The organism is Paenibacillus vandeheii, assembly GCF_030433635.1.
GTDB classification, from domain to species: Bacteria; Bacillota; Bacilli; order Paenibacillales; family Paenibacillaceae; genus Paenibacillus; species Paenibacillus vandeheii.
Genome location: NZ_JAROCD010000027.1, coordinates 1 through 24,830, shown reverse-complemented (window position 1 = coordinate 24,830; position 24,830 = coordinate 1). Strand labels below are relative to the sequence as shown.

Below are 24,830 nucleotides of genomic sequence, written 5' to 3'. Positions count from 1 at the left end.
GAAATCACTCATGTTTTTAAGACAAGATACACGTCCCGTAAAAGTGGGGAACTTAACGATTGGTGGCAGCAACGAGGTCATCATTCAGAGCATGTGTACAACGAAAACGGCAGACGTTGAGGCAACCGTGGCAGAGATTTTGCGTTTGGAAGAAGCAGGCTGTCAAGTGGTGCGTGTAACGGTGAACAATGAGGAAGCTGCTGCGGCCATCAAGGAAATCAAGAAACGGATTCATATTCCACTCGTAGCGGATATCCATTTTAATTATAAACTGGCTCTCCTTGCGATTGAGAACGGCATCGATAAAGTGCGGATTAATCCCGGTAATATCGGTAAACGTTCCAAAGTTGAGGAAGTCGTCAAAGCTTGTAAAGAGAAGGGTATTCCGATTCGGATCGGGGTAAACGCAGGTTCTCTGGAAAATCATTTGCTTGAAAAGTATGGTTATCCAACGGCTGATGCTATGGTAGAAAGTGCACTTTATCACATTGGTATTCTTGAGGAATTGGATTTCCACGATATTATCGTGTCTCTCAAAGCTTCGGATGTACCGATGGCGATTGAAGCTTATACCAAAGCTGCTCAAATCATTCAGTATCCTTTACACCTGGGGATTACCGAGGCGGGCACATTGTTCTCGGGTACAATCAAAAGTTCTGCGGGTATGGGTGCCTTGTTATCTATGGGCATTGGTTCGACGATGCGGATATCGCTTAGTGCGGATCCGGTTGAAGAAATCAAGGTTGCTCGTGATCTGCTCAAAACCTTTGGTCTGATCTCCAATGCAGCTACGCTGATTTCCTGTCCGACCTGCGGTCGTTTGGATATCGATCTCTTCTCCATTGCAAATGAGGTGGAAGAGTATATTTCCAAACTCAAGGTGCCGATTAAAGTATCGGTGCTGGGTTGTGCGGTTAACGGTCCGGGTGAAGCGAAGGAAGCGGATATCGGTATTGCCGGTGCACGCGGTGAAGGTTTGTTATTCCGTCATGGTAAAATGATCCGTAAAGTGCCGGAAGAAATCATGGTTGAGGAATTGAAAAAAGAGATCGACATTATCGTGGAAGCCTACGAAACGACAGGAGTTATTCCTGGTCGCTCGCACTGATTGATTCATATCACTTCTGTAACAGCCCGTTATCAATGACGGGCTGTTTTTTGTTCTTAAACATACAATTTCCAGATCACCCGTTTACGTCTCGGTGAAAAGGCTATACTACCAAGTATTAGCATGATCTCATATGAGAATAGGGATAGAACAGGAGGATGTGGAGACATGGAATTTGGTATGGTCATAATGATGATCCAGTTATTTTTTGGTGTGGTGATCGGTTTGTATTTCTGGAATTTGCTTCGTGGCCAGAAAACGAATCGCAGTGCGGTGGAGCGTGAATCCCGCAAGGAACTGGAGAAGCTGCGGAAGCTGCGCTCCATTTCACTCACCAAGCCTCTGGCAGAGAAGACGCGTCCAGCAACCATCAATGACATTGTAGGGCAAAAAGACGGACTTCGCGCCCTTAAAGCCGCGCTATGCAGTGCTAATCCACAGCATGTCATTATATATGGACCACCAGGGGTGGGGAAAACAGCCGCTGCAAGGGTCGTTTTGGAGGAAGCCAAAAAGAATCCGTCATCTCCCTTTAAGGCAGATGCCAAATTCACGGAACTCGACGCCACGACAGCGCGTTTCGATGAACGGGGTATTGCTGACCCTTTGATTGGTTCAGTGCATGATCCAATTTATCAGGGAGCAGGAGCGATGGGCGTAGCAGGCATTCCTCAACCGAAACCCGGTGCCGTTACGAAGGCGCATGGGGGAATGCTGTTTATTGATGAGATTGGTGAACTGCATTCCATTCAGATGAATAAACTGTTGAAAGTATTGGAGGACCGCAAGGTCTTTTTGGAAAGTGCGTACTATAACTCGGAAGACACGCATACTCCTGCTTATATCCACGATATTTTTCAAAATGGTCTGCCAGCCGATTTTCGTCTTGTCGGAGCGACGACTCGTTCGCCCCATGAACTGCCTCCGGCCTTGCGCTCCCGGTGCATGGAGGTCTATTTTCGTCCATTGCTGCCCGAAGAGATCGGGCGAATTGCGGAAGATGCCGTTCAGAAAATCGGATTCAGTCCATGTCCAGAAGCCGTTGATGTGGTCAAGCGTTATGCAACCAATGGACGTGAAGCGGTCAATATCATTCAGCTCGCTGCTGGGCTGGCCCTGACCGAAAAACGTGAAACGTTACAGGCATCGGATGTGGAATGGGTCGCTGGCAGCAGCCAGATTCAGCCCCGGCCAGATCGCAAGGTGCCTTTGCAGCCACAGATTGGTTTTGTGAATGGCTTGGCCGTATATGGACCCAATATGGGCACCATTTTGGAGATCGAAGTATCTGCTGTTCCGGCTCTTCGAGATCAGGGACGGATTAACATCACGGGAGTTGTGGATGAAGAAGAGATTGGAGGCGGTTCGCGCACACTCCGGCGGAAAAGCATGGCTAAAGGCTCGGTTGAAAATGTGTTAACCGTATTAAAGGCCATGGGCATTCGTCCTAACGACTATGATTTACACGTCAACTTCCCAGGTGGAACACCAATTGATGGTCCTTCTGCCGGGATTGCCATGGCCACAGCCATTACATCAGCCATCCAGGGGCGTCCGATTGATCATGAGACAGCGATGACTGGCGAGATCAGTATCCATGGACGGGTAAAACCAATCGGCGGTGTACTTGCCAAAGTGGAAGCTGCATTCCAGGCAGGAGCAAAGACGGTCATCATTCCGGCAGAGAACTGGCAGTCCATCTTTGAAAATCTGGATGGTGTACGTGTTATTCCGGTCGATACCGTTGAAGACGTGTTCCGAGAAGTATTTGACTGGGTACCTAATCAGGAGCAAACGAAACAATTAAACCTTGCGGAGGAGTCTGCGACACCTGCACCGGAGATCTTTCCACCAGCATCCGCTTCTTATTTACGGGCTGACTTGCCCCGTCCAGGACAGGTTACAGATTCGGGAAGCTGCTAAGCGCTTCCCTTCATTGGTTTTTTATGTGAACATTTGATAGAATAATGAAGGACTACAACCTGAGAGCCATTGGAGGTGCGAAAGCGATGGGACCGAGCAAAGCGAAAGGTCGTCGTTTTCCTTTACTGCCTTTAAGAGGACTTCTCGTCTACCCGAGTATGGTACTGCATCTCGATGTGGGCCGGGAGAAATCGGTCAAGGCTTTAGAAAAAGCGATGGTAGAAGAACATTTGATTCTCCTATGTTCCCAAGCCGAGGTAAATATTGAAGAACCAACACAAGAGGATATTTTCAGAATCGGAACGGTTGCCAAGGTCAGACAGATGCTGAAGCTTCCAAACGGGACGATTCGTGTACTTGTGGAAGGCTTGGAACGGGCTGAAATCATTGAATATACGGATAACGAGGAATATTACGAAGTGCTGGCACAAGAGCTTCCTGAAGAGGAGAACAGTCATCCTGAAACGGATGCGCTGATGCGTACAGTTCTGAACCAGTTCGAAAATTATATTAATCTGTCCAAAAAGGTTACACCCGAAACACTTGCAGCCGTGTCTGATATCGAAGAACCGGGTCGATTGGCCGATGTTATTACAAGTCACCTGTCCTTGAAGATCAAGGACAAACAGGAGATTTTGGAAACTATCGACGTTCGTGAACGGCTGGAGAAGCTGCTGGACATCCTAAACAATGAGCGTGAAGTGCTGGAGCTTGAACGCAAAATCAGCCAGCGAGTGAAGAAACAGATGGAGAAAACCCAGAAGGAATACTACCTGCGTGAGCAGATGAAGGCAATTCAGAAAGAGCTGGGTGAGAAAGAGGGCCGTGCCGGCGAGGTTGAGGAGCTCCGAGATCAGATGGAGGCTCTAAGCTTACCGGACAAGGTGAAGGAAAAGGTTGAGAAGGAAATTGATCGACTGGAGAAAATGCCATCGAGTTCTGCCGAAGGCGGGGTTATCCGCAACTATGTCGATTGGCTGCTAGGGCTGCCTTGGACACAGATGACAGCGGACGATCTGGATATTCAAAAGGCTGAAGATGTGCTAAACGCAGATCATTACGGTTTGGAAAAACCGAAAGAGCGTGTGCTGGAATATCTGGCTGTTCAGAAGCTGGTGAAAAAGCTTAAAGGACCAATCCTTTGTCTTGTTGGACCTCCAGGGGTCGGCAAAACGTCTCTTGCCCGCTCTATTGCCAGATCACTCGGACGCGAATTTGTCAGAATATCGCTGGGTGGCGTGCGAGATGAAGCGGAAATTCGCGGACATCGTCGTACCTATGTTGGGGCAATGCCAGGCCGTATCATTCAGGGCATGAAAACGGCGGGCTCACTCAATCCGGTTTTCCTGCTGGACGAGATCGATAAAATGGCTTCGGACTTCCGCGGAGACCCTTCCGCAGCGTTGCTTGAGGTACTTGATCCCGAACAGAATAACACGTTCAGTGACCACTTTGTAGAATTGCCGTTTGACTTATCTAACGTTATGTTCATTACAACGGCCAACACAGTTCACAACATTCCACGTCCGCTTCTGGACCGGATGGAGATGCTCAATATTCCGGGGTATACCGAGCTGGAGAAGCTGCAAATTGCCAAAAACTATTTGCTGCCGAAACAGAAACAGGACCATGGCCTTGAAGAAGATCAGCTGAATATCGGGGATGACAGCTTGATGCGTGTCATTCGTGAATATACACGAGAGTCCGGCGTGCGGAATCTAGAACAGCAGATGGCCTCGTTATGTCGGAAAGCGGCTAAAAATATCGTGTCTGGTGCGCAAGGTCAGATTAACATTACACCGGATGAAGTGAAGGATTACCTTGGTCCGGGTAAATTCCGCTACGGTATGGCCGAACTGGAAGATCAGATTGGTACGGTGACAGGGCTGGCGTGGACTGAAGTGGGTGGAGATACCCTTGTGATCGAGGTAACCGTTGTACCTGGAACAGGCAAGTTGACGCTGACAGGTAAATTGGGTGATGTCATGAAGGAATCGGCGCAGGCGGCATTCAGCTACACCCGATCCAAAGCTGCACAGCTCGGAATCCCTTCTGACTTTCACGAGAAGAACGATATCCATATCCACGTTCCGGAAGGAGCCATTCCGAAGGATGGACCATCTGCCGGGATTACAATGGCGACTGCGTTGATCTCTGCGTTGACGAACAAGCACGTCTCCAAAGACGTTGCCATGACGGGTGAAATAACGCTGCGTGGCCGTGTGTTGCCGATCGGCGGACTTAAGGAAAAATCACTGGCGGCGCACCGCGCCGGTTACAAAAAAATATTATTGCCCAAGGATAACGAACGGGACCTGCGGGATATTCCGGATAGCATCAAGGAAGATGTGGAATTTGTTCCTGTAGCCCATATGGATCAAGTGCTGCAACATGCGCTTGTGGAACAGGCAGGAATACACCTGTAACCCGTTAAACGAGGGATCGTATGAAGAGTAAACCGTTCTGCGGAAGCTTTGGCGTCCGTTGGAACGGTTTTTTTGGTATGATAGAACAATCCATGGCATAATACGAACAGCAGCCATAAGTAAGAGCACAGGAGTTCAAGAGAGGACAGATACATTATGAAAGTAAATCAATCTGAATTTATTATCAGTGCCGTTCGGCCTGAACAATACCCCGAGGATGGCCTGCCCGAGATTGCCTTGGCGGGACGGTCCAATGTAGGGAAATCATCTTTGATCAACCGTTTGATTAATCGCAAAAATTTGGCTCGGACAAGTTCTACCCCTGGTAAGACACAGCAACTGAACTATTATAAGATCAATCAGGACCTCTATTTTGTCGATTTCCCCGGTTACGGCTATGCCAAAGTTTCGAAGGAGCAGCGCTTTGCCTGGGGCAAAATGATGGAGAAGTATTTGCTGGAACGGAAAGAATTGAAACTGGTCATGCAAATGGTGGATATGAGACATGAACCGTCCAAGGATGACATGATGATGAATGAATGGCTTCGCCATCATGGCCTTCCTCTCGTTGTAGTAGCGACGAAGATGGACAAGATTCCAAAAACGCGTAGAGCCAAACATATCAAAGTCATCAAAGAAGCTTTGGACCTCCGTCCTGGGGATTTGTTTGTACCGTTTTCATCGGAAGAAGGTTTAGGTAAAGAAGAATTATGGGAGATCATTACCCGCCATGCTGGAATCGGTCAAGCTGTAGCGGAAGAAGAGCCAGACGCTGAGAATCAAGAAGACCACGAAATTAACGGATAACTGGGGATTACGCCATGTGTATGCAGGAAAGTGAGCAACTTGGGTATATCTTTGAGGAGATCAAGGATTAATCCGTATTTTGTTGGGTTTTCGTGGAAATTCATCGTTTTATTCTGGGGTGAAATAGCAATACGGTAGTGTATAATGAGTATAGGTACATTTGTGCCAACAGTACTAAAGTAGCGGCCTTGCCGACCTGAAGAATTTTGAGATCACTGCCACATGTGCAGGAAGACAAAACAATCGGGAAAGAATTGAGGAGATTTTTATGGCTCAGCGATTAGCCACAGAGTATGTTAAAGCCACTTTGAAATTGTCAGAACCCCAGATGCATCAGTTTTTGCGCATGACAGAAGATGGCCGGATTCATCAACGTGTGAAGGTGATGGAGAATGGCTGCCAGGAAATTGTGCTCGTAGATGTGAGTGGAGAAGAAGTTCATTTCCCTTTTGACCGTAGGGAAGGTTTTTACATCTGTGAGTTATCTTGCCGCCTGGTGAATCATCATCTGACGAACGTAGTTCGGAAGCTCTTTATGACCTTTAAGGGTGACGGCGTTGTTCATCGAATTTATGAAGAGTTCACCATGACGTATGTTTATACTCAGGGCGTTGTCCGTAAAATTGTAGAGCAGACCGGTGAAAATATCCGTGTCATCTACGAATACAAAAATACGTTGCTTGAATTGCAGCGTGTGTTCCAGGCTCGGGATATTGAACGCGAGATAAACCGGGTATACGCCGAGGTTGATTCGTTACTCGATACAAGAAAAGATGCGTCTACTTCTGAACAACTCAAGCAGATTGATGAAAAGCTTGCTCGTCACCAGAAACGGCTGTTTGAGCTTGAAGCCTATTAACCTGAAGGTGTGAATGATACAAGTATTTAAATAACTATCCCCTAATGCTCTGATCTGGCACATTCCAGGCGGCAGCGAAAGGGGATTTTTTTGAATTCGGGAGTCTAACGGACACTGAATTTTTTTTGTTTTTTGTTCTTCTTAAAAGGGGTTGCATTCCTTTTGATTAGATGTTATTTTTAATCTCGTTGAAAAGAATATAGGAACCAGGATTCACTCAGGACATTATATGTTGCGAGAGATTTTTCCCTCGGGAAGTGAATGACGTAGGTCCTAGTGGATGAAATTTTCAAACATTTTATTCCTAGGAAGGGGGCGCCGAAGGATGGAATATTCAACTTTCGGAAGACACGTTGCTGTTGATGTTTGGGGTGTAGACTTTGATCTATTGAACAGTGCGGAGTATTTGCAAGCTCAACTGGTTGAAGCAGCGGAGGCATGTGGTGCGACAGTAATGTCCGTACAATCCAAGCAGTTTGAACCACAAGGAGCGACAGTGCTTGTACTACTGTCTGAGAGTCATCTCTCGATTCATACGTATCCTGAGAGAGGGTTTGCAGCGATTGATTGTTACACTTGCGGGGAGACCGTAGACCCACAACTGGCCATTGATTACCTGGTATCCGTATTAAAGCCGGAAAAAACGTACGCAAAAAAACTGGTACGTGGATTGGGCGAATTGCAAGTTGAGACACCAGAAATGAAACCAAATGATCTGGTATACATGATTTAATTACGACAGCATGAATAATGTTCACATATCGGGATGCACCCAGGATCATCTTAAACCCAAATAGTCATGGAATCTTCCATGGCTATTTGTTTTATACGGGGTTTTCATGAATCTTTATTATTAAAACAAGTATTTAAACGCATAAGGGTGAAGATTGGTGAGACACTACAATAAATGACAATGCATAAGATGATTAACATGTGGATTTCATAAACATTTCATAAAAATGGCCCGGCCATAGTATGGATGTGTGATATAATTAACCATGTCAATCATAAATGGATGAAGATATGTAGAAAACACTTTGATTGGAAATTTATTAGGCAGGTGAACTTGCAATGCACATCGTTGTCGTTGGTTTGAATTATCGCACGGCGCCTGTAGAGGTTAGGGAACGATTCACATTTGCAGAAAAGGACTTGTCTGAAGCGCTGCAGCAGCTCAAGCTGACCAAGAGTGTATTGGAAGGTGTAATCGTAGCCACATGTAACCGTACCGAGTTGTATGTTGTGGTAGACCGTCTTCACATGTGTGGTTATTTTATTCGGACGTTCATGGAACAATGGTTTAATGTTCCCCGGGAAGAATTTACGCAACACTTATATATATATGAAGATGATCAAGCCATGCGCCATTTGTTCCGTGTCATTTGTGGGCTGGACTCTATGGTTATTGGCGAGACTCAGATTCTTGGACAAGTGAAACAGGCTTTTTTCAAAGCTCAGGAAGAGAAAGCTACGGGAACCTGGTTTAACATGCTGTTCAAACAGGCTGTTACACTGGGGAAACGGGCGCATTCGGAGACTTCGATCGGAGAGAGCGCGGTATCTGTAAGTTATGCGGCTGTAGAACTGGGCAAGCGTATCTTTGGTATGTTTACAGATAAGAAGGTGCTGATTCTGGGTGCTGGCAAGATGAGTGAACTTACAGTGAAACATCTTTATGCGAACGGAGCATCCGAAGTCATTGTAGCGAATCGTACGCTCGCGCGAGCTGAGGAATTGGCAGCGAAGTTTCGGGGGACCCCTTGTACGATGGAGCAGGCTTTAGGGCGACTGAACGAGGTGGATATTGTCATCAGTTCGACGGGTGCCGAAAGATATGTACTGGATGCCACAGTGGTTCGGGAGAGCATGAAGCGCCGTCAATCGCGCCCACTGTTCCTGATTGATATCGCTGTTCCTCGGGATATCGATCCGGCAATCGGTGAGTTATCCAACGTATTCCTTTATGATATTGATGATCTGGAAGGAATCGTGGAGAGCAATCTGGAGATGCGTAAGGTGGAAGCTGCCAAGATTGAGAAAATGATTGAACTTGAGATGGAAGATTATTATCAATGGCTCAAAACATTGGGCGTTCGTCCTGTAATTCGGGCATTGCAGGAAAAAGGCGCTTCCATTCATGAAGAAACGATGGATAGCCTGTTCAATAAATTGCCTGAACTGGATGAACATCAGCGTAAAGTTATCCGTCGTCTGACGAAAAGTATCGTGAATCAAATGACGACAGATCCGATCAACCGGATTAAGGAAATGGCTGGTACCAAGCATAGTGATGAAGCGCTGCGAATGTTTACTCAGATCTTTGCTCTGGAGGATGCAGTAGAGGTCGCTGCTGAGAAAGTAAATCAGAGCGACGCCACGGCTCTGCGGAAGCCGGATGCCGTTCATCTTAACGATTCCCGGCAAGACCACGTGCCGGCTTATGCTCCGGCAGGCGTATAAGGCGGGTGGGCAGCTTGACCCTGGCTGAACAAGTCTATGAAGCTCTGATCTATATGTATGCCCTGAGCCTACTGTTCTATTTCTCGGACTGCATTCGACGCAATGCGGGGGCGAAGCGGACAGGCACAGGGTTTCTTGTTGTTGTATGGGTGCTTCAGGTGTTCCATGTCATTTTACGCATGGTAACCGAAGGACATTTTCCAATCTACACTACGTTTGATTTTTTGTTTATATTTTCATTTAGCATCGTGCTGATGTCTCTGGTAATGACTCGTATTCAGCGTTCCGAATTTGTCATTTTGTTGCTGAATGTGGTTGGTTTCTCAGTTACGGTGTTGAACCGTTTGTGGTTTACAGCAGGCGAGATATCTCTGCATAACTGGCAGACTGTGCATGGATTGCTTATTATGCATATAACCTTGGCAAATCTTGGTTTCGCAGCTCTGACGGTGGGTGCTGTATTTGCCATGTTATATCTGTTTTTGCACCGCAAGCTCAAGAATAAAAAGTGGAATGATACCGTACGTCGTCTGCCGAGTCTGGAAGTGATCAGCAAATATATGGATGGTGCTACACTGATTGGCACACCTCTCCTTGGTGTTTCAATCATGCTCGCGGTATTGTCTATTGTAGCCGAAACGCGCTGGAGCCTGCTCTTGGATCTCAAGGTTATTGCTACAGGACTTGCCATGGCGATCTATGTGGGATACTTCGTCTTTAAGAGAAGGAAACAGTTCTCCACAGTCATTATGGCGAGATGGACGCTCATCGGATACGGCTTTGTCATTATCAGTTTTTTATCCAATGCGTATTCAGCGTTTCATCGTTGGACGGGAGAGTGAAGGAGATGGAACGCTACACCCCCCTATTTGTGAATATATCAGGGAAGTCCTGCTGCGTGGTTGGAGGCGGACGTGTTGCTGAACGTAAAATAAAGGGTCTGCTTCATGCCGAAGCGCAAATCAAGGTGATTAGTCCGGAAGTTACGCCAACGTTACAACAATTGCATCGTGATTCCCGAATTCAATGGCTGGCCCGGTCCTACCGCAATGGAGATTTGCGGGGGGCCTTTCTCGTATATGCAGCAACGGATCATAGTGAAGTGAACACAGCTGTTGTCCGGGAGGCTGAAGTTGCGGGTATACTGGTTAATGACGCCATATCTTCTGAGCAAAGTACCTTTATTACACCGAGTGTAGTCAGGCGGGGCAGACTGAGCATTGCGATATCAACCGCTGGAGCAGGACCTGTGGCCGCAGCAGAAATTCGTGCCACATTGGAACAGCAATTCGGAGATGAGTACGAGACGTATATTGAATTTTTGTATCAGATGAGGATGGAAGTAAAGGCACGTGTATCTTCTCCAGAAGTCAGGGGGAAATTATTCCGTCGTTTAACCGAGATGAATGTGCTGGAAGATATCCGTACAGGTCAGTTTGAGTGGTGGACAGAAGAACAAATTGGGGACTGGATTTCCCATAATCAGGAGGACGTGTAGACATGCGGACAATAAAAGTGGGAAGCAGACAAAGCGCACTTGCTTTGACCCAGACAGGCCATGTAATTCAAGATTTACGTGATATTTGTGAGCGAGAAGGACTAGCGTTTGACTTTGAAGTACATAAAATTGTTACAAAAGGGGATTTGATTCTCGATGTAACCCTGTCCAAAGTTGGAGGCAAAGGACTGTTTGTCAAAGAGATTGAACAGGCGATGCTGGATCGCACAATTGATATGGCTGTTCATAGCATGAAGGATATGCCTTCCGAGTTGCCTGAAGGATTAACGAACGGAGCTGTTCCGCGCCGGGCAGATCCCCGTGACGCACTAATTTCGAATGGCGGACTTACCTTGGATCAATTGCCGGAAGGCGCAAGAGTGGGGACGAGCAGTCTGCGTCGCTCCAGTCAATTAAAAGCATACCGTCCGGATCTGCAGCTTGAATCGCTTCGCGGTAATATTGATTCCCGTCTGCGCAAGCTGGAGACCGAAGGACTGGACGCCATTATTTTGGCTGCCGCTGGTTTGTATCGAATGGGCTGGCAGGATCGGATTACGGAATATCTGTCAGAGGAAGCTTGTCTTCCCGCAGTGGGTCAGGGTGCACTCGGCATTGAATGCCGTGAGGATGATGCGGAACTGCTTCATCTGTTGCAGTTGTACAACGATCCGGAAACGGCATTTCCTGTGCTGGCTGAACGTCGCTTCCTTAGTGTATTGAATGGGGGCTGTCAGGTTCCAATTGGAGCTCATGCCGTATGGGTGCCACAGCAAGATGCAGATTCCCCGAATGGACAAAACGCGTTACAATTAACAGGTATGGTTGGTACGCCGGATGGTGGACTGATTCTTAAAGAAGCCTTGACGGGCAAAGATCCGGTTCGTCTTGGAGAAGAAGTAGCTTGGAGATTGATTGAACGGGGAGCAGAGCAGATACTGGCAGAAGTTAGGGGATGAAGACATGGTGGGAAAGGTCTTTTTGGTTGGTGCAGGTCCGGGGGACGCCAAGCTGATTACAGTAAAGGGCTGGGAATCAATCGGTAGAGCGGATGCAGTAGTGTATGATCGATTGGCGAGTCCAAGACTACTCAAACAAATGAAGCCCGGCGCGGTTAAGATATATGTGGGTAAACGCCCGGATCGACATACGATGAAGCAGGAAGAAATCAATCAGCTATTGGTTGATCTTGCACTGGAAGGTAAGGTTGTGGTCCGTCTTAAAGGGGGAGACCCAACGATATTCGGACGCGTAGGTGAAGAGGCTGATCTGCTGCGCAAAAATGGCGTTCCTTTTGAAATTGTACCTGGAGTAACCTCAGCAATAAGTGTACCTGCTTACGCTGGAATACCTGTGACCCACCGCGACTATGCTTCCTCCATTTCCATCATTACGGGGCATGAAAGTCCGGACAAGCTTGACCGCAGTATCCATTGGGATAAGGTGACGAATGCAACAGGCACCCTTGTATTTATGATGGGCGTCTCCAAAATTGGATACATCAGCGAACAGTTGATTCGTCATGGACGCCCGGCACAAACACCGGTGGCCTTGATTCGCTGGGGCACAAGAGCAGAACAGGATACCATCACAGGCACGCTTGAAGATATCGAAGCAAAAGTCATCGCTGCAAACTTCCAACCGCCCGCTGTCATTGTTGTTGGTGAGGTGGTGAACCAGCGTGAGCAGTTGAAATGGGCCGAAGCAATGCCTCTGTTTGGCAAACGCATTTTGGTAACGCGGGCACGCACTCAGGCTAGTGAATTAGTGAGCCGGATTGAGGAGCTTGGCGGTGAACCTTATGAATTTCCGGTCATTGAGACCGTGATGCCATCAAGGGAGTCGGCACAGGAAAGTGTCAAACAGGCTTTTGGTGCGTTAAATACGTTTGACTGGGTATTTTTCACGAGTGTGAACGGGGTGGATTTCTTCTTCCGTCATTTGGAGCAACAGGGCAAGGATGTCCGTGCGCTCCATCAAGCGAGAATTGCAGCGGTAGGACCTTCCACGGGTGAAGCTTTGCGTAAGTATGGCATCGTGGCCGATGTCATCCCAGGACCTTTTCAGGCCGAAGGCATGCTGGAGGCTTTCGAAAGTGAGCTGAAGGAGGGCCAGAAGGTGCTGCTTCCGCACGGAGACCTAGCTCGCTCCTGGTTGCCGGAACAGTTGAGGGAGCGGGGGCTTTTGGTCACCGAGGCCATTATCTACGAGACCATTCTGGCTGGCGAGGATGACGATGAACTGCTGAAACTTCTCGAAGAGGGCGGCATTCATGCGATGACCTTCACGAGTTCATCCACCGTTACCAATTTCCTGAACATTCTAAAACGAATGGGATTGCAGGATCCCTTGCCTTTATTGAAAAACGTAGAGGTTGCGTGTATCGGGCCTGTTACAGCGAACACGGCAGAAGCAGCAGGTTTGAAGGTCACCATGATGGCTGAAGAAGCAACGATAGAGAGCCTGATCTCTGTCTTGTGTGAGTGGGAACGAAAGCCTGCTACGGCAGCTGCTTTCCCCGTTGAACATATAAATTGAACGCAATCGATAGATGAAGCGTGCTGAATCATTACGATACCGGCGCGCTTCGCTTTTTGCTCCATATAACTATTTAGGGAGGTTTCACACATATGAGTTTTCCAATTGTACGGCATCGCCGTTTACGTCAATCCACAGGTATTCGAAATATGGTGAGAGAGACCCATTTGACTGTGGATGACTTTATCCAACCGATCTATGTAACTTATGGTGAAAATGTAAAAACCGAGATTAAATCCATGCCGGGCGTATTCCGCTTCTCGTTGGACCGTTTACAGGAAGAAGTGAAGGAGATTGCGGAACTCGGTATTCCGGCTGTGCTGTTATTCGGTATTCCCGAAACCAAAGACAGTGTCGGTTCATCTGGATTCGCGGAAGATGGCATTGTACAGGAAGCGACGAAGCTGATTAAATCCTGGTATCCTGAGCTGCTGGTTGTTGCTGATACCTGTCTGTGCGAATTCACGGATCATGGCCATTGCGGTATGGTGCACACCGTTGAAGTGGACGGTCACATTTGCGGAGATGTCCTCAATGACGAGTCGCTGGATCTGCTCGTGAAAACGGCAGTATCCCAGGCCAAGGCAGGCGCAGACATTATTGCTCCTTCCAACATGATGGACGGATTCGTTCAAGCGATTCGTGCTGGACTGGATGAGAATGGCTTCAGTCACATTCCGATTATGTCCTATTCGGTGAAATATGCGTCAGCATTTTACGGCCCATTCCGCGAAGCTGCAGACTCTACACCGCAATTTGGAGATCGCAAGTCATATCAGATGGACCCGGCGAACGCCCGCGAAGCATTGCGTGAAGCCGAAACGGATGTGCTGGAAGGAGCGGATATGCTGATGGTGAAGCCATCGCTTTCCTATCTGGATGTCATGCGTACGATCAAGGATCAATTCGACCTTCCACTGGTTGCTTACAACGTAAGTGGAGAGTATGCCATGGTGAAGGCAGCGGCAATTCAAGGCTGGATTGATGAGAAGAAGGTAGCCATGGAAATTCTACTGAGCATGAAACGTGCGGGTGCAGATATGATTATTACGTACTACGGAAAAGACGCTTCACGCTGGTTGGCAGAGAAATAAGAAATAATTAGCTTGCTTTAATAACAGCTAGAATGAACAAAACTTATTATGGTTAATCCAAAATATATAAAAGGCCTCATCCAATAGATTTGGAGAGGCCTCATCACTAAGGAGGATGTTCATGACTGCACAACAAGGAACTCGTCGCAATGATGAGCGCTCACGCAGCGCATTTGAAGAAGCCAAGCAGTACATACCTGGAGGTGTAAACAGCCCGGTTCGGGCGTTCAAATCGGTTGGGCTTACCCCGATCTATGCTGAGCGCGGAGAAGGCTCCAAAATCTTTGATATAGATGGCAATGTTTTTATTGATTATGTGGGATCCTGGGGTCCGCTCATTATGGGGCATGCACATCCTGACGTTGTAGAAGCTTTGCGTGAGACAGCGCTTAAAGGAACCAGCTTTGGTGCGCCAACGTTGCTGGAGACAGAGATGGCAAAACTCGTCTGTGAACGAGTGCCTTCGATCGATATTGTGCGAATGGTGAATTCCGGTACGGAAGCAACCATGAGTGCGATTCGTCTGGCACGTGGTGTGACAGGACGCAGTAAAATACTGAAGTTTGAAGGCTCCTATCACGGGCATGCCGACAGCTTGCTGATCAAAGCAGGATCTGGCGTAGCAACACTGGGTCTGCCTGACAGCCCGGGCGTTCCTGAAGGTGTGGCTATCAATACGATTACGGTTCCGTACAATGACCTGGAGTCGGTAAAGCTTGCTTTTGAACGTTACGGTGAAGAACTGGCAGCAATCATTGTGGAACCTGTTGCAGGTAATATGGGCGTTGTGCCTCCTGTTCCGGGCTTCCTTGAAGGCCTGCGTAGTTTGACGTCTCAGTACGGCAGTCTACTCATTTTTGATGAAGTCATGACCGGTTTCCGTGTGGGACTAAACTGTGCACAGGGGAGATACGGCGTTACACCTGACCTAACCTGCTTGGGTAAAGTTATCGGTGGCGGACTTCCGGTTGGCGCTTATGGCGGCAGACGTGATCTGATGGAACAGATTGCTCCAACCGGACCGATCTATCAGGCAGGTACATTGAGCGGCAATCCGCTGGCTATGGCAGCAGGTTATACCACGCTCAAATTGCTGACGCCAGAGGTCTATGACCGTTTGGAGACGCTGTCTGCACGCTTGCAGGCTGGGTTTGAAAAGAATGCAGCAGAGACGGGCATCGCGATTACGATTAACCGTGTTGGTTCAATGGTTTGTCCATTTTTCAGTGCTGTTCCCGTTACGAATTATGATATTGCCAAAGAAAGCAATCTGGATCAATTCCGTCGTTACTTTGCGGCCATGATTGATCAAGGTGTCAGCGTTGCACCTTCCCAATACGAAGGCATGTTTGTCTCTGGCGTGCATACGGAGCAGGATATTGACGATACAATCGAGGCGAACCGTAAGGCTCTTCAATCATTATGACGATTAAAAGTTGGAAACGCCGTGGGGAATGGCTAGAGCTGATGCCAGGCAAAGTGGTGACAGGTAGTTCAGACAGACAGGCGGCGGCAGAGCAATGGCTTCTATCTGAACTTCAGTTTCCGGAGAAATTGCTGCGTCAGCTAAAGACGAACCAGGGCATACAACTGGCAGGGGACCGGCTTCGGCTGGCCCTTTTTGCGTCTCAGCCGATTGACGTTGAGCCCAGGTGGGCGGATATTGATGTTTTGTATGAGGATGATTTCTGTCTGGTTGTGCACAAACCTGCCGGAATGAAGCTGCATCCCGATGGGAGCCGTGCGGATCAAGCGATTACGCTGGATCATGCGGTAGCCTCCTACTACGAAATGAATAATATTCAGGCGAATGTACGCCATGTTCATCGTCTGGACGAGGACACGACAGGGCCTGTTTTATATGCCAAAAATGCTTTTGCTCTCGCTAAACTGGATGAAGCGATGCGGCGTAAAGACATTGGACGCCATTATGTCGCCATTGCAGGCGGTCAGATATCCACAGAGTTGAATACGATTAATGCTCCGATCGGGAAGGACAGGCACCACAAGCAACGTAGACGTGTCTCGGAAGGTGGGCAGGAAGCGGTAACCCATGTGGAGATCGTGGAGGTATGGGATAGAGCTACTCTTGTACGGCTGACACTGGATACAGGACGCACACATCAGATTCGAGTGCATTTAAGTTATGCAGGACACCCCCTAATAGGGGATGAGTTATACGGGGGCAGAAAGGATTCGATTGGCCGGCAAGCGCTTCATGGTGAGACACTGAGTTTTGCCCATCCGCTGACCGGCGTACGAATTGAAGTGGCTGACCCTTGGCCGCCGGATCTCGAACAACTGGCACAACGGGAAGGCAAGGACCAATAAACCGGAAAGGTTTGCACAAAAGGTGGCATGCTCATCTCATTCAAGGCATATAGATGGGGTAACGAAGGATTTGGACCATGGATCAGTCCCATGAGAAGGATCATGGTGAACATATGCCGAAAGGAGGACGCCACCTTTGTTGAATCAACCTTATGGTTTGCGGTTCGATATTTATGAGCGCGTTCATTTGTCAGAGGGAGTCCCTGCGATTGAGGAACTGGAGGAAATTGAGCTTTACCCTCGCATTCAGGTGATAGGTCAGGATGATCATGCGACATTGCGAGGCCATCTTTTGCTAACAGGTGCGTATCGGGGAGAGAACGAGATCTCGGAGGAACTCAAACATTTTATACCGGTGGAGATCACGGTACCCCTGAACCGGGTTAGATCGCTTGAGGACATTTCCATTGAGATTGAAAATTTTGATGTCGATTTGTTATCCAACCGAAGTTTGAATATTACAGGCGTATTGTCGCTTCGCGGCATTGAGGGCTTCCCGGTGGAGGAGCCGCAGGTCTGGTCAGCAGATGAGTTTACCGTTGTACATTCGCCTGACCCTCAGCAGAGTGACCGTTCAGCTCAACTGGAGCAGGCAGGGAGCGATCCCAATGTATTTGCTCAGGAATATCTGCTTCAACGGAGCGAAGAGGAAGGGCTTACGAGTGCGGCAGAGCCTGCCTATGGCGGTCAGGGATTCGTTGATCCTTCTGCTGGGGATGAGACGGCACGGAATGAAGAGGAGTCGCAGCAGGCACATCTATATCAAGCTTCTCCCGAGCAGTTTCAGAACGGGCAGCAAGGGGCTGGATACGCGGAGCCAAGCCCAATATCGGCTGAAAACGAAGAGTCCTTGTCCTTGAGGGACAAAGAGGATGAAGCGCAATCGAATGTATCCGAAACGCCTTCTCCAGTTTCGTCTTTTTTGGCGGAGACAGCCGATAGGTTGGCTTCTTACCCTGAATCTGAGCCTCTGCTTCCTCTGGCTGAAGAGTCGTCAGTTTGGTCCGAGCCTTCCGTCGAGACCTTACATACGAACTCAAGGAACTCGGAGCAGGCCGATTCCAAATTGGTCTCACAGCCTTCGGATGAACCAGCAGCACCGAACGTTTGGCATTTTGAATCTGCCCGATCTGAATCCAAACAAGAGGAGCAGGCGGTAGCAGATGCCCCGGCAAGTTCTCAGTCGGAGAACTGGCAGGATGTCTTCGCAACATCTGAACCGGAAATTTCGGAAGAATACAAACCTCATGAAGTATTGGACACCAATGAGTCTGCTGATGAAAAAGAAGCCTTTATCCCTGAACCTGTGGCTGAAACGGAAGACAAGCCGGAGCTCAAGGTTGCTTTTGGCAGCAAGAGAGAGTCTGCACCAAAACAGACAGAGGGCGTAGGTATCTCCTCCTTGTTATCCTCTGGCAGAGTGACACGTGAGGCGGAAGCTGAACGGGAGCAAGAGGCACTCGCTGGAGTACTGCAGGAAGAAGCATATCAGCCTGATGATGTAGAGTGGAAGAACCTGTTTCTAGGCACCATTGTGGATCAGACCCCGTTCCGTAAGGTGAAATTATGCATTGTACAGCGTGAAGAGACACTGGATACGATTGCAGACCGATATCAGTTAAGTACCAGAGAGCTCCAGTTGTATAATCGATTATCCGAACAGGTTGTGGAAGAAGGGCAGATTCTATATATCCCTTAACTGTAGGTAGGTTAATGTCCATTTCGACCCGTGATCCCTTGAGGATGGCGGGTTTTTGCTTTGTCTGCCCTCAACCTGCATTGCAGCGCGCTTTTTCCGCTGTTGTCAGGTTGACTATCGGGCACGGGCAGGGTATGATGTGTTTAGGTTTTTTGAAGAACAACGTGGATCGGGAGTAGTAGACAGTATGACCTTTCAGAGAGCGGGATTGTAACGCTGGGAAATTCCGCAGGAACCAACTGATCGAAGTCGCCCGGGAGTTGCCTGTTTGAATACAAGGGATGAGTCATTCATACCTGAGGTAGGATGGGCCGGTCGCAGCCGTTATCTGCTTGAAGTGTCACGTAAGTATAGGAGGGGAAGTCTGTCTTTCTATCTGCGTGAAACAAAGGTGGTACCGCGAAAGCTAACCTTTCGTCCTTTGATGGATGAAAGGTTTTTTTGTTTTTTGGCGATGATGAATAAGTAACGGAGGAATGACACATGTCTGAACAAAAAAAATCAGCTGCAACAGAAATGCCGACCACATATGATCCGAAAGCTGCGGAACAAAAATGGTATTCCACTTGGATGGAAAATGGATATTTCAAGGCAGGCCAGCGTAAAGATGCTGAACCTTATACGATTGTAATCCCACCCCCGAACGTAACCGGAATGCTCCATATCGGGCATGCGCTCGATTTCACACTGCAGGATATTCTAATTCGTACCAAGCGGATGCAGGGCTATGATGCACTGTGGTTGCCGGGTTCTGACCATGCAGGGATTGCTACCCAAACCAAAGTCGAGCAGAAATTGCGTGAAGAAGGTCTGACTCGTTATGATCTGGGACGCGAGAAGTTTCTGGAGAAAGTATGGGACTGGAAAGACCAATATGCAACAACCATTCGTCAGCAATGGGGCAAAATGGGCTTGTCGCTCGACTATACGCGTGAACGTTTTACGCTGGACGAAGGTTTATCTCAGGCTGTGCGTAAAGTGTTTGTTCAACTGTATGAAAAAGGCCTCATTTATCGAGGCAAACGAATTATTAACTGGGACCCGGTGAACCGGACTGCATTGTCCGACATCGAGGTTGAATATAAAGAAGTTCAGGGTCACTTGTACCACCTGCGTTATCCGCTCAAAGACGGAAGTGGTCATGTTACAGTAGCGACAACTCGCCCGGAAACGATGCTGGGAGATACGGCAGTTGCTGTTCATCCTAAGGATGAGCGTTACGCAGATATGATTGGCAAAGTGCTTGTGCTGCCTATCATCGGACGCGAAATTCCGGTTATTGCAGATGAGTATGTAGATAAAGATTTCGGAAGTGGCGCCGTGAAAATTACGCCTGCTCATGATCCGAATGACTTCGAAGTGGGCCTCCGTCATGATCTGCCACAGATTACGGTGATGGATGAGACCGGTACGATGAATACTGAAGCAGGCAAATATCAGGGACTGGATCGCAGTGACTGCCGCAAGCAAATCGTTGCAGATCTGAAAGAACTGGGCGTATTGATCAACATCGAGGATCACACGCATCAGGTTGGACACAGCGAACGGACAGGAGCTGTCGTTGAGCCGTATTTGTCGACACAATGGTTTGTTGAGATGAAGCCGCTCGCGGAGAAAGCGATTGAGAAGCAACAAAGCGGTGAAGGGGTACGTTTTGTTCCGGATCGTTTTGAGAAAACGTATCTGAACTGGATCGAGAATGTTCGTGACTGGTGTATCTCTCGTCAATTGTGGTGGGGTCATCGTATTCCTGCCTGGTATGACGAGGAGACTGGAGAAGTTATTGTATCTGCTGAAGATCCGACAACACTGCCAGAATACGCTGGGCGCAAGCTGAGACAGGATGAAGACGTTCTGGATACATGGTTCAGCTCCGCATTATGGCCGTTCTCTACATTAGGCTGGCCGGAAGACACGGAAGATCTGAAACGTTATTACCCGACAAGTGTATTAGTAACAGGGTATGACATTATTTATTTCTGGGTGGCGCGCATGATCTTTACCGCTCTGGAGTTCACGGAAGAGGTTCCGTTCAAAGATGTGCTGATGCACGGTCTTGTTCGTGATGCAGACGGACGCAAGATGTCCAAATCGCTTGGCAACGGTGTTGATCCGCTGGATGTGATTGAGCAATATGGCGCGGATGCTATGCGTTACATGATCTCTACCAGCAGCACTCCGGGGCAGGATCTCCGTTTCCGCTGGGAGCGTGTGGAACAGGCTCGTAACTTTGCAAACAAAATCTGGAATGCATCACGCTTCGCTCTGATGAATCTGGAAGGGTTCACCTATGAAGATCGCGATATTAGTGGAGATCTTGGAACAGCGGATTACTGGATTTTGCACCGCCTGAACGAAACTTCTCGTGATATTACGCGTCTAATCGAAGCATATGAATTTGGAGAAACAGGCCGTTTGCTGTATAACTTTATTTGGGATGACCTGTGTGACTGGTATATCGAGTTTGCGAAGTTGTCCTTCTATGGGGAAGATCCGGTTGCCAAGAAGAAAACACAATCGGTGCTTGCTTATGTGCTGGATCAGACCATGCGCCTGATTCATCCGTTCATGCCTTACATTTCGGAAGAGATTTGGCAGCATCTGCCGCATGAGGGCGAGACGATCACGTTGGCTTCCTGGCCGGTATATGATCCTGCATTGGAGAACCCAGAAGCGGTTGCCGAGATGAATCTGCTTATGGATACCATCCGTGCAGTGCGAAACATCCGTGCAGAAGTGAATGTACCAATGAGCAAGAAAATCGAATTGATGGTGAAAGCGAACAACGCAGAGACATCCAGCATCATTGAACGCAACAGCCATTACATCAAACGTTTCTGTAATACGTCCGAGTTCGACAGCGGCCTGGATCTGAGCTCACCGGATAAAGCAATGACTGCTGTCATTACTGGGGCTGAGCTGTACTTGCCGCTGGCGGGTCTTATTGATATTGAACAGGAAGTGGCTCGTCTGGAGAAAGAGTTGCAGAACCTTGAGGGGGAAGTACTCCGTGTGGAGAAAAAGCTGGCGAACGAAGGCTTTGTTGCCAAGGCTCCTGCCAAGGTTATCGAGGAAGAGCGCGCCAAGCAAGCGGATTATTCCGATAAACGGGATAAAGTGATTGCACGAATCAAGGAACTGAAAGGTTAATGTATTCGGGTCGGATGGAGTGCTTTTGCGCCATCCGGCCGCTTTTTTCAACCAAACTCAAAACCAAAGGTGAATCATATGACGGAACTTAACGGGACAGAAATAGCAGCTCCTTTACTTACCTATGACGAGGCAGTCAACTGGATCAATGGCCTTATTCCTTTCGGCATCCGACCCGGATTGGAACGAATCGAGGGATTGATGTCATTGCTGGGCAATCCTCACCAGCGTCTCAAATTTATTCATGTCGCGGGAACGAACGGCAAAGGTTCGACTTGCGCTTTTTTGACGTCAGTGCTGCTTCAGGCGGGATATGATGTTGGAACGTATACATCCCCTTATATCACCAAGTTCACAAACCGTTTTCAGTACAACGGTGAGGATATCCCGGAAGAAACTTTGCTCAAAATCTCGAACCGCCTGTATCCATTAGTCCAAGAGATGGCTACAACTCCCCTTGGATCACCTACAATGTTTGAGGTTTCCACGGCACTGGCCCTTCTGTATTATGCGGAAGAATGCTACCCGGACATTGTGGTATGGGAGACAGGGCTCGGGGGAAGGATGGACGTAACGAACATTGTTACACCCGTGGTATCGGTCATTACCAATATCGGTATGGACCATACGGATGTGCTGGGAGATACGATTGAGGCGATTGCAGGAGAGAAGGCAGGCATTATTAAGGCGGGGGTACCCGTTGTTACCTGTGCCACGCAGCCAGAGGCTGTGAAGGTGATTCAGGAGACCGCACAACGGTTAAGTTCAACCGTGTATCTGGCGGGAGATCGTTTCTCCTATCATAGACTGGACAGTGATGAGAACGGTCAATCCTTTCATTTTACAGGACCGTTCCGTGATCTGGACGCTCGTATTCGCATGCAGGGCATACATCAATGCGACAATGCAGCGGGCGCACTTATGGTACTGGAGTTGCTCCGGCAATACATGGCATTTATGCTGGATGATGAAGATATTGCGCTTGGACTGGAGAATGCCTTCTGGGCAGGCCGGTTTGAGAAAGTTGTCGATGAACCCCGAATTGTACTGGATGGAGCACATAATCCGGAAGGGGCTGAATCATTGGCCAAGAGCATTATCGAAGTATATCCTCACAACAAGTTAATTTTGATGATGGGCATGCTGGCGAATAAGCATCACGAAGCGTATTTGCAGCATATACTGCCACTAGTGGATACGCTGATCCTGACCGAGCCAGATTTCCGACGCAAAATGGCTGCAGCCGAATTGCTGCAGATTGTCGAACGGGTACGTCCCGCCATTGCGAAACCGGAGCTGGAAATCATCGTCGAGCCTGAATGGGCAAAGGCACTTGATCTATTGAAGTCACGGACGGAAGCGGAAGATCTGGGGGTGGTGTCCGGCACATTGTACCTGATTGCAGATGTGCGGGCAGCCCTTTTGCATCAAACCGATTCTGAAAAAGGTTGGTGAAAGTTTTGTTAAATACATCGGAACACGTTCATTTTATAGGGATTGGCGGATATGGCATGAGTGCCATCGCGAGAGTTATGCTTGAGATGGGATACACCGTTACCGGATCGGATGTCGCTTCACAGGAGTTGACCGAGAAGCTGGCAGCCAAGGGAGCGAAAATATATATCGGACATACGGCAGAGCACGTAAATGGGGCAGACCTGGTTGTCTACTCTACGGCAGCTCCGGCTGATAATGTGGAGCGTGTGGCAGCCGAACAGCTGAACATCCCGATTCTGCATCGCGCCCAGATGCTGGCGCGTTTGCTGAACGAGCGCAAGGGTGTGGCTGTGGCGGGGGCTCATGGCAAAACAACCACTTCATCCATGATTGCACTCGTTATGGATAAATGTGATACAGACCCGACATACATCATTGGCGGAGAAATCATGAACGTGGGTACTAACGCCAAGGCAGGCCAGGGCGACTGGGTTGTTGCGGAGGCAGACGAAAGCGACGGTTCATTTTTGCAGTATCACCCTTGGCTCGGTATTGTAACGAATATTGAAGCGGATCACCTTGAGAATTACAACAGTGATTTTGAGGAACTCAAAAAGGCTTATGTGCAGTTCCTGAGTCAAATTCGTCCAGAGGGCACGGCCATTGTATGTTCTGATGACGAAAATGTTCAAGCCATTTTGCCAGCGTTAAAATCACGGGTGACCACATACGGCATTGACCATGCTGCTGATTATACAGCAACAGATATCGTGCTTGGTGATCGCCGAATTTCCTTTACAATGAACCACGAGGGGAATGCTTTGGGTACGGTAGAGTTGTCCGTTCCAGGTAAACATAACGTTTATAATGCGATGGCTACGGTCATCACATGCTTAGAAGCAGGTATTCCATTCGAGAAAATTACGGCTGCCATTATCCAGTTCCATGGAGCGAAACGCAGATTCCAGGTGCTGGGTGAGGCGCGTGATATGCTGATTATTGATGATTATGCTCATCACCCGACCGAGATTGAGGCTACGATCAGTGCAGCCAAAGCGACAGGGAAACGTATCATTGCGGTATTCCAGCCGCAGCGTTACACACGTACGTTCTTCCTGCTTGATGCGTTCAGTCGCGCCTTTGCAGAAGCGGATGAGGTTCTCATTACCGACATCTATTCCCCTGCGGGTGAAAAACAGATTGAAGGTGTGCACTCGGCCAGGCTGGTTGAACTTATTGTTCAGAACAGTAATGCTTCTGCGCGTTATCTTCCGACAAAGGAAGAAGTTGTTGCAGATTTGCAGCACCGACTTCAGCCAGGTGATCTTGTGCTCACAATGGGTGCAGGTGATATCTGGAAAGTTGGCGATACACTTGCCAAAGGGTTGAAATAATTACATCCTTAAAACCGTCTGACTTCATTTTGAAGTGCACCCCTTAGAATAGACATTGGAAAAACCCCTAGGTTTAACCGATGAAATTCTAGGGGGTGCATTTTTT

General features: G+C 48.4%; 18 protein-coding genes and 1 other annotated feature. All 18 genes read left to right on the top strand.

Annotated features, from left to right (window positions below; translation table 11 throughout):
* The first annotated feature begins 10 nt into the window (after positions 1–10).
* Positions 11–1,108, top strand: coding sequence for a flavodoxin-dependent (E)-4-hydroxy-3-methylbut-2-enyl-diphosphate synthase (gene ispG, locus P5G61_RS31110; protein WP_024633991.1), 1,098 nt, complete (start codon positions 11–13; stop codon positions 1,106–1,108).
* A gap of 168 nt (positions 1,109–1,276) precedes the next feature.
* Positions 1,277–3,031 (top strand): ATP-dependent protease LonB, encoded by a 1,755-nt coding sequence (gene lonB / locus P5G61_RS31105; protein WP_301249993.1) that lies wholly within the window; start codon positions 1,277–1,279, stop codon positions 3,029–3,031.
* A gap of 86 nt (positions 3,032–3,117) precedes the next feature.
* Positions 3,118–5,457, top strand: coding sequence for an endopeptidase La (gene lon / locus P5G61_RS31100; protein WP_301249992.1), 2,340 nt, complete (start codon positions 3,118–3,120; stop codon positions 5,455–5,457).
* A gap of 156 nt (positions 5,458–5,613) precedes the next feature.
* The gene (gene yihA, locus P5G61_RS31095) at positions 5,614–6,264 is read left to right on the top strand and encodes a ribosome biogenesis GTP-binding protein YihA/YsxC (protein WP_301249991.1); all 651 of its coding nucleotides are present in this window, start codon (positions 5,614–5,616) and stop codon (positions 6,262–6,264) included.
* Between the two features lie 268 nt (positions 6,265–6,532).
* Complete coding sequence (locus tag P5G61_RS31090; RefSeq protein ID WP_301249990.1) at positions 6,533–7,123, top strand: non-ribosomal peptide synthetase module; 591 nt, start codon at positions 6,533–6,535, stop codon at positions 7,121–7,123.
* Between the two features lie 325 nt (positions 7,124–7,448).
* The gene (speD, locus tag P5G61_RS31085; RefSeq protein ID WP_024633986.1) at positions 7,449–7,856 is read left to right on the top strand and encodes an adenosylmethionine decarboxylase; all 408 of its coding nucleotides are present in this window, start codon (positions 7,449–7,451) and stop codon (positions 7,854–7,856) included.
* Positions 7,857–8,194: 338 nt separating this feature from the next.
* Positions 8,195–9,583, top strand: a complete 1,389-nt coding sequence (gene hemA / locus P5G61_RS31080) for a glutamyl-tRNA reductase (protein WP_301249988.1) — start codon at positions 8,195–8,197, stop codon at positions 9,581–9,583.
* 14 nt (positions 9,584–9,597) lie between these two features.
* Positions 9,598–10,425 carry a cytochrome c biogenesis protein CcsA gene (gene ccsA / locus P5G61_RS31075; protein WP_435874312.1) on the top strand — a complete coding sequence of 276 codons (828 nt, stop codon included), beginning with the start codon at positions 9,598–9,600 and terminating at the stop codon, positions 10,423–10,425.
* Between the two features lie 5 nt (positions 10,426–10,430).
* The gene (locus P5G61_RS31070) at positions 10,431–11,081 is read left to right on the top strand and encodes a precorrin-2 dehydrogenase/sirohydrochlorin ferrochelatase family protein (RefSeq protein WP_301249986.1); all 651 of its coding nucleotides are present in this window, start codon (positions 10,431–10,433) and stop codon (positions 11,079–11,081) included.
* A gap of 2 nt (positions 11,082–11,083) precedes the next feature.
* Positions 11,084–12,040, top strand: coding sequence for a hydroxymethylbilane synthase (gene hemC, locus P5G61_RS31065; RefSeq protein ID WP_301249984.1), 957 nt, complete (start codon positions 11,084–11,086; stop codon positions 12,038–12,040).
* Between the two features lie 4 nt (positions 12,041–12,044).
* Positions 12,045–13,619 carry a uroporphyrinogen-III C-methyltransferase gene (cobA, locus tag P5G61_RS31060; protein WP_301249982.1) on the top strand — a complete coding sequence of 525 codons (1,575 nt, stop codon included), beginning with the start codon at positions 12,045–12,047 and terminating at the stop codon, positions 13,617–13,619.
* A gap of 92 nt (positions 13,620–13,711) precedes the next feature.
* Positions 13,712–14,713, top strand: a complete 1,002-nt coding sequence (hemB, locus tag P5G61_RS31055; protein WP_301249980.1) for a porphobilinogen synthase — start codon at positions 13,712–13,714, stop codon at positions 14,711–14,713.
* Between the two features lie 121 nt (positions 14,714–14,834).
* Positions 14,835–16,139 carry a glutamate-1-semialdehyde 2,1-aminomutase gene (gene hemL, locus P5G61_RS31050; RefSeq protein ID WP_301249979.1) on the top strand — a complete coding sequence of 435 codons (1,305 nt, stop codon included), beginning with the start codon at positions 14,835–14,837 and terminating at the stop codon, positions 16,137–16,139.
* Positions 16,136–17,044, top strand: a complete 909-nt coding sequence (locus tag P5G61_RS31045) for an RluA family pseudouridine synthase (RefSeq protein ID WP_301249977.1) — start codon at positions 16,136–16,138, stop codon at positions 17,042–17,044. The genes hemL and P5G61_RS31045 overlap by 4 nt, the downstream gene beginning before the upstream one ends.
* Before the next feature lie 136 nt (positions 17,045–17,180).
* Entirely contained in the window at positions 17,181–18,743 is a 1,563-nt protein-coding gene (locus P5G61_RS31040) for a LysM peptidoglycan-binding domain-containing protein (RefSeq protein WP_301249976.1), read from the top strand.
* 156 nt (positions 18,744–18,899) lie between these two features.
* Positions 18,900–19,168, top strand: a binding site (T-box leader).
* A gap of 58 nt (positions 19,169–19,226) precedes the next feature.
* Complete coding sequence (locus tag P5G61_RS31035) at positions 19,227–21,893, top strand: valine--tRNA ligase (RefSeq protein ID WP_301249975.1); 2,667 nt, start codon at positions 19,227–19,229, stop codon at positions 21,891–21,893.
* A 78-nt stretch (positions 21,894–21,971) separates the two neighbouring features.
* Positions 21,972–23,348, top strand: coding sequence for a bifunctional folylpolyglutamate synthase/dihydrofolate synthase (locus P5G61_RS31030; protein ID WP_301249974.1), 1,377 nt, complete (start codon positions 21,972–21,974; stop codon positions 23,346–23,348).
* A 56-nt stretch (positions 23,349–23,404) separates the two neighbouring features.
* Complete coding sequence (gene murC, locus P5G61_RS31025) at positions 23,405–24,724, top strand: UDP-N-acetylmuramate--L-alanine ligase (RefSeq protein WP_285078518.1); 1,320 nt, start codon at positions 23,405–23,407, stop codon at positions 24,722–24,724.
* The last annotated feature ends 106 nt before the right edge of the window (positions 24,725–24,830 follow it).

Bases quoted from the DNA above. Each gene is read 5' to 3' on its own strand.
- lon (WP_301249992.1), top strand. From the start codon at position 3,118: ATGGGACCGAGCAAAGCGAAAGGTCGTCGTTTTCCTTTACTGCCTTTA.
- P5G61_RS31030 (WP_301249974.1), top strand. From the start codon at position 21,972: ATGACGGAACTTAACGGGACAGAAATAGCAGCTCCTTTACTTACCTAT.
- hemA (WP_301249988.1), top strand. From the start codon at position 8,195: ATGCACATCGTTGTCGTTGGTTTGAATTATCGCACGGCGCCTGTAGAG.
- cobA (WP_301249982.1), top strand. From the start codon at position 12,045: ATGGTGGGAAAGGTCTTTTTGGTTGGTGCAGGTCCGGGGGACGCCAAG.
- speD (WP_024633986.1), top strand. From the start codon at position 7,449: ATGGAATATTCAACTTTCGGAAGACACGTTGCTGTTGATGTTTGGGGT.
- murC (WP_285078518.1), top strand. From the start codon at position 23,405: ATGAGTGCCATCGCGAGAGTTATGCTTGAGATGGGATACACCGTTACC.
- P5G61_RS31045 (WP_301249977.1), top strand. From the start codon at position 16,136: ATGACGATTAAAAGTTGGAAACGCCGTGGGGAATGGCTAGAGCTGATG.
- hemB (WP_301249980.1), top strand. From the start codon at position 13,712: ATGAGTTTTCCAATTGTACGGCATCGCCGTTTACGTCAATCCACAGGT.
- ispG (WP_024633991.1), top strand. From the start codon at position 11: ATGTTTTTAAGACAAGATACACGTCCCGTAAAAGTGGGGAACTTAACG.
- P5G61_RS31070 (WP_301249986.1), top strand. From the start codon at position 10,431: ATGGAACGCTACACCCCCCTATTTGTGAATATATCAGGGAAGTCCTGC.
- yihA (WP_301249991.1), top strand. From the start codon at position 5,614: ATGAAAGTAAATCAATCTGAATTTATTATCAGTGCCGTTCGGCCTGAA.
- lonB (WP_301249993.1), top strand. From the start codon at position 1,277: ATGGAATTTGGTATGGTCATAATGATGATCCAGTTATTTTTTGGTGTG.
- P5G61_RS31090 (WP_301249990.1), top strand. From the start codon at position 6,533: ATGGCTCAGCGATTAGCCACAGAGTATGTTAAAGCCACTTTGAAATTG.
- hemL (WP_301249979.1), top strand. From the start codon at position 14,835: ATGACTGCACAACAAGGAACTCGTCGCAATGATGAGCGCTCACGCAGC.
- P5G61_RS31035 (WP_301249975.1), top strand. From the start codon at position 19,227: ATGTCTGAACAAAAAAAATCAGCTGCAACAGAAATGCCGACCACATAT.
- hemC (WP_301249984.1), top strand. From the start codon at position 11,084: ATGCGGACAATAAAAGTGGGAAGCAGACAAAGCGCACTTGCTTTGACC.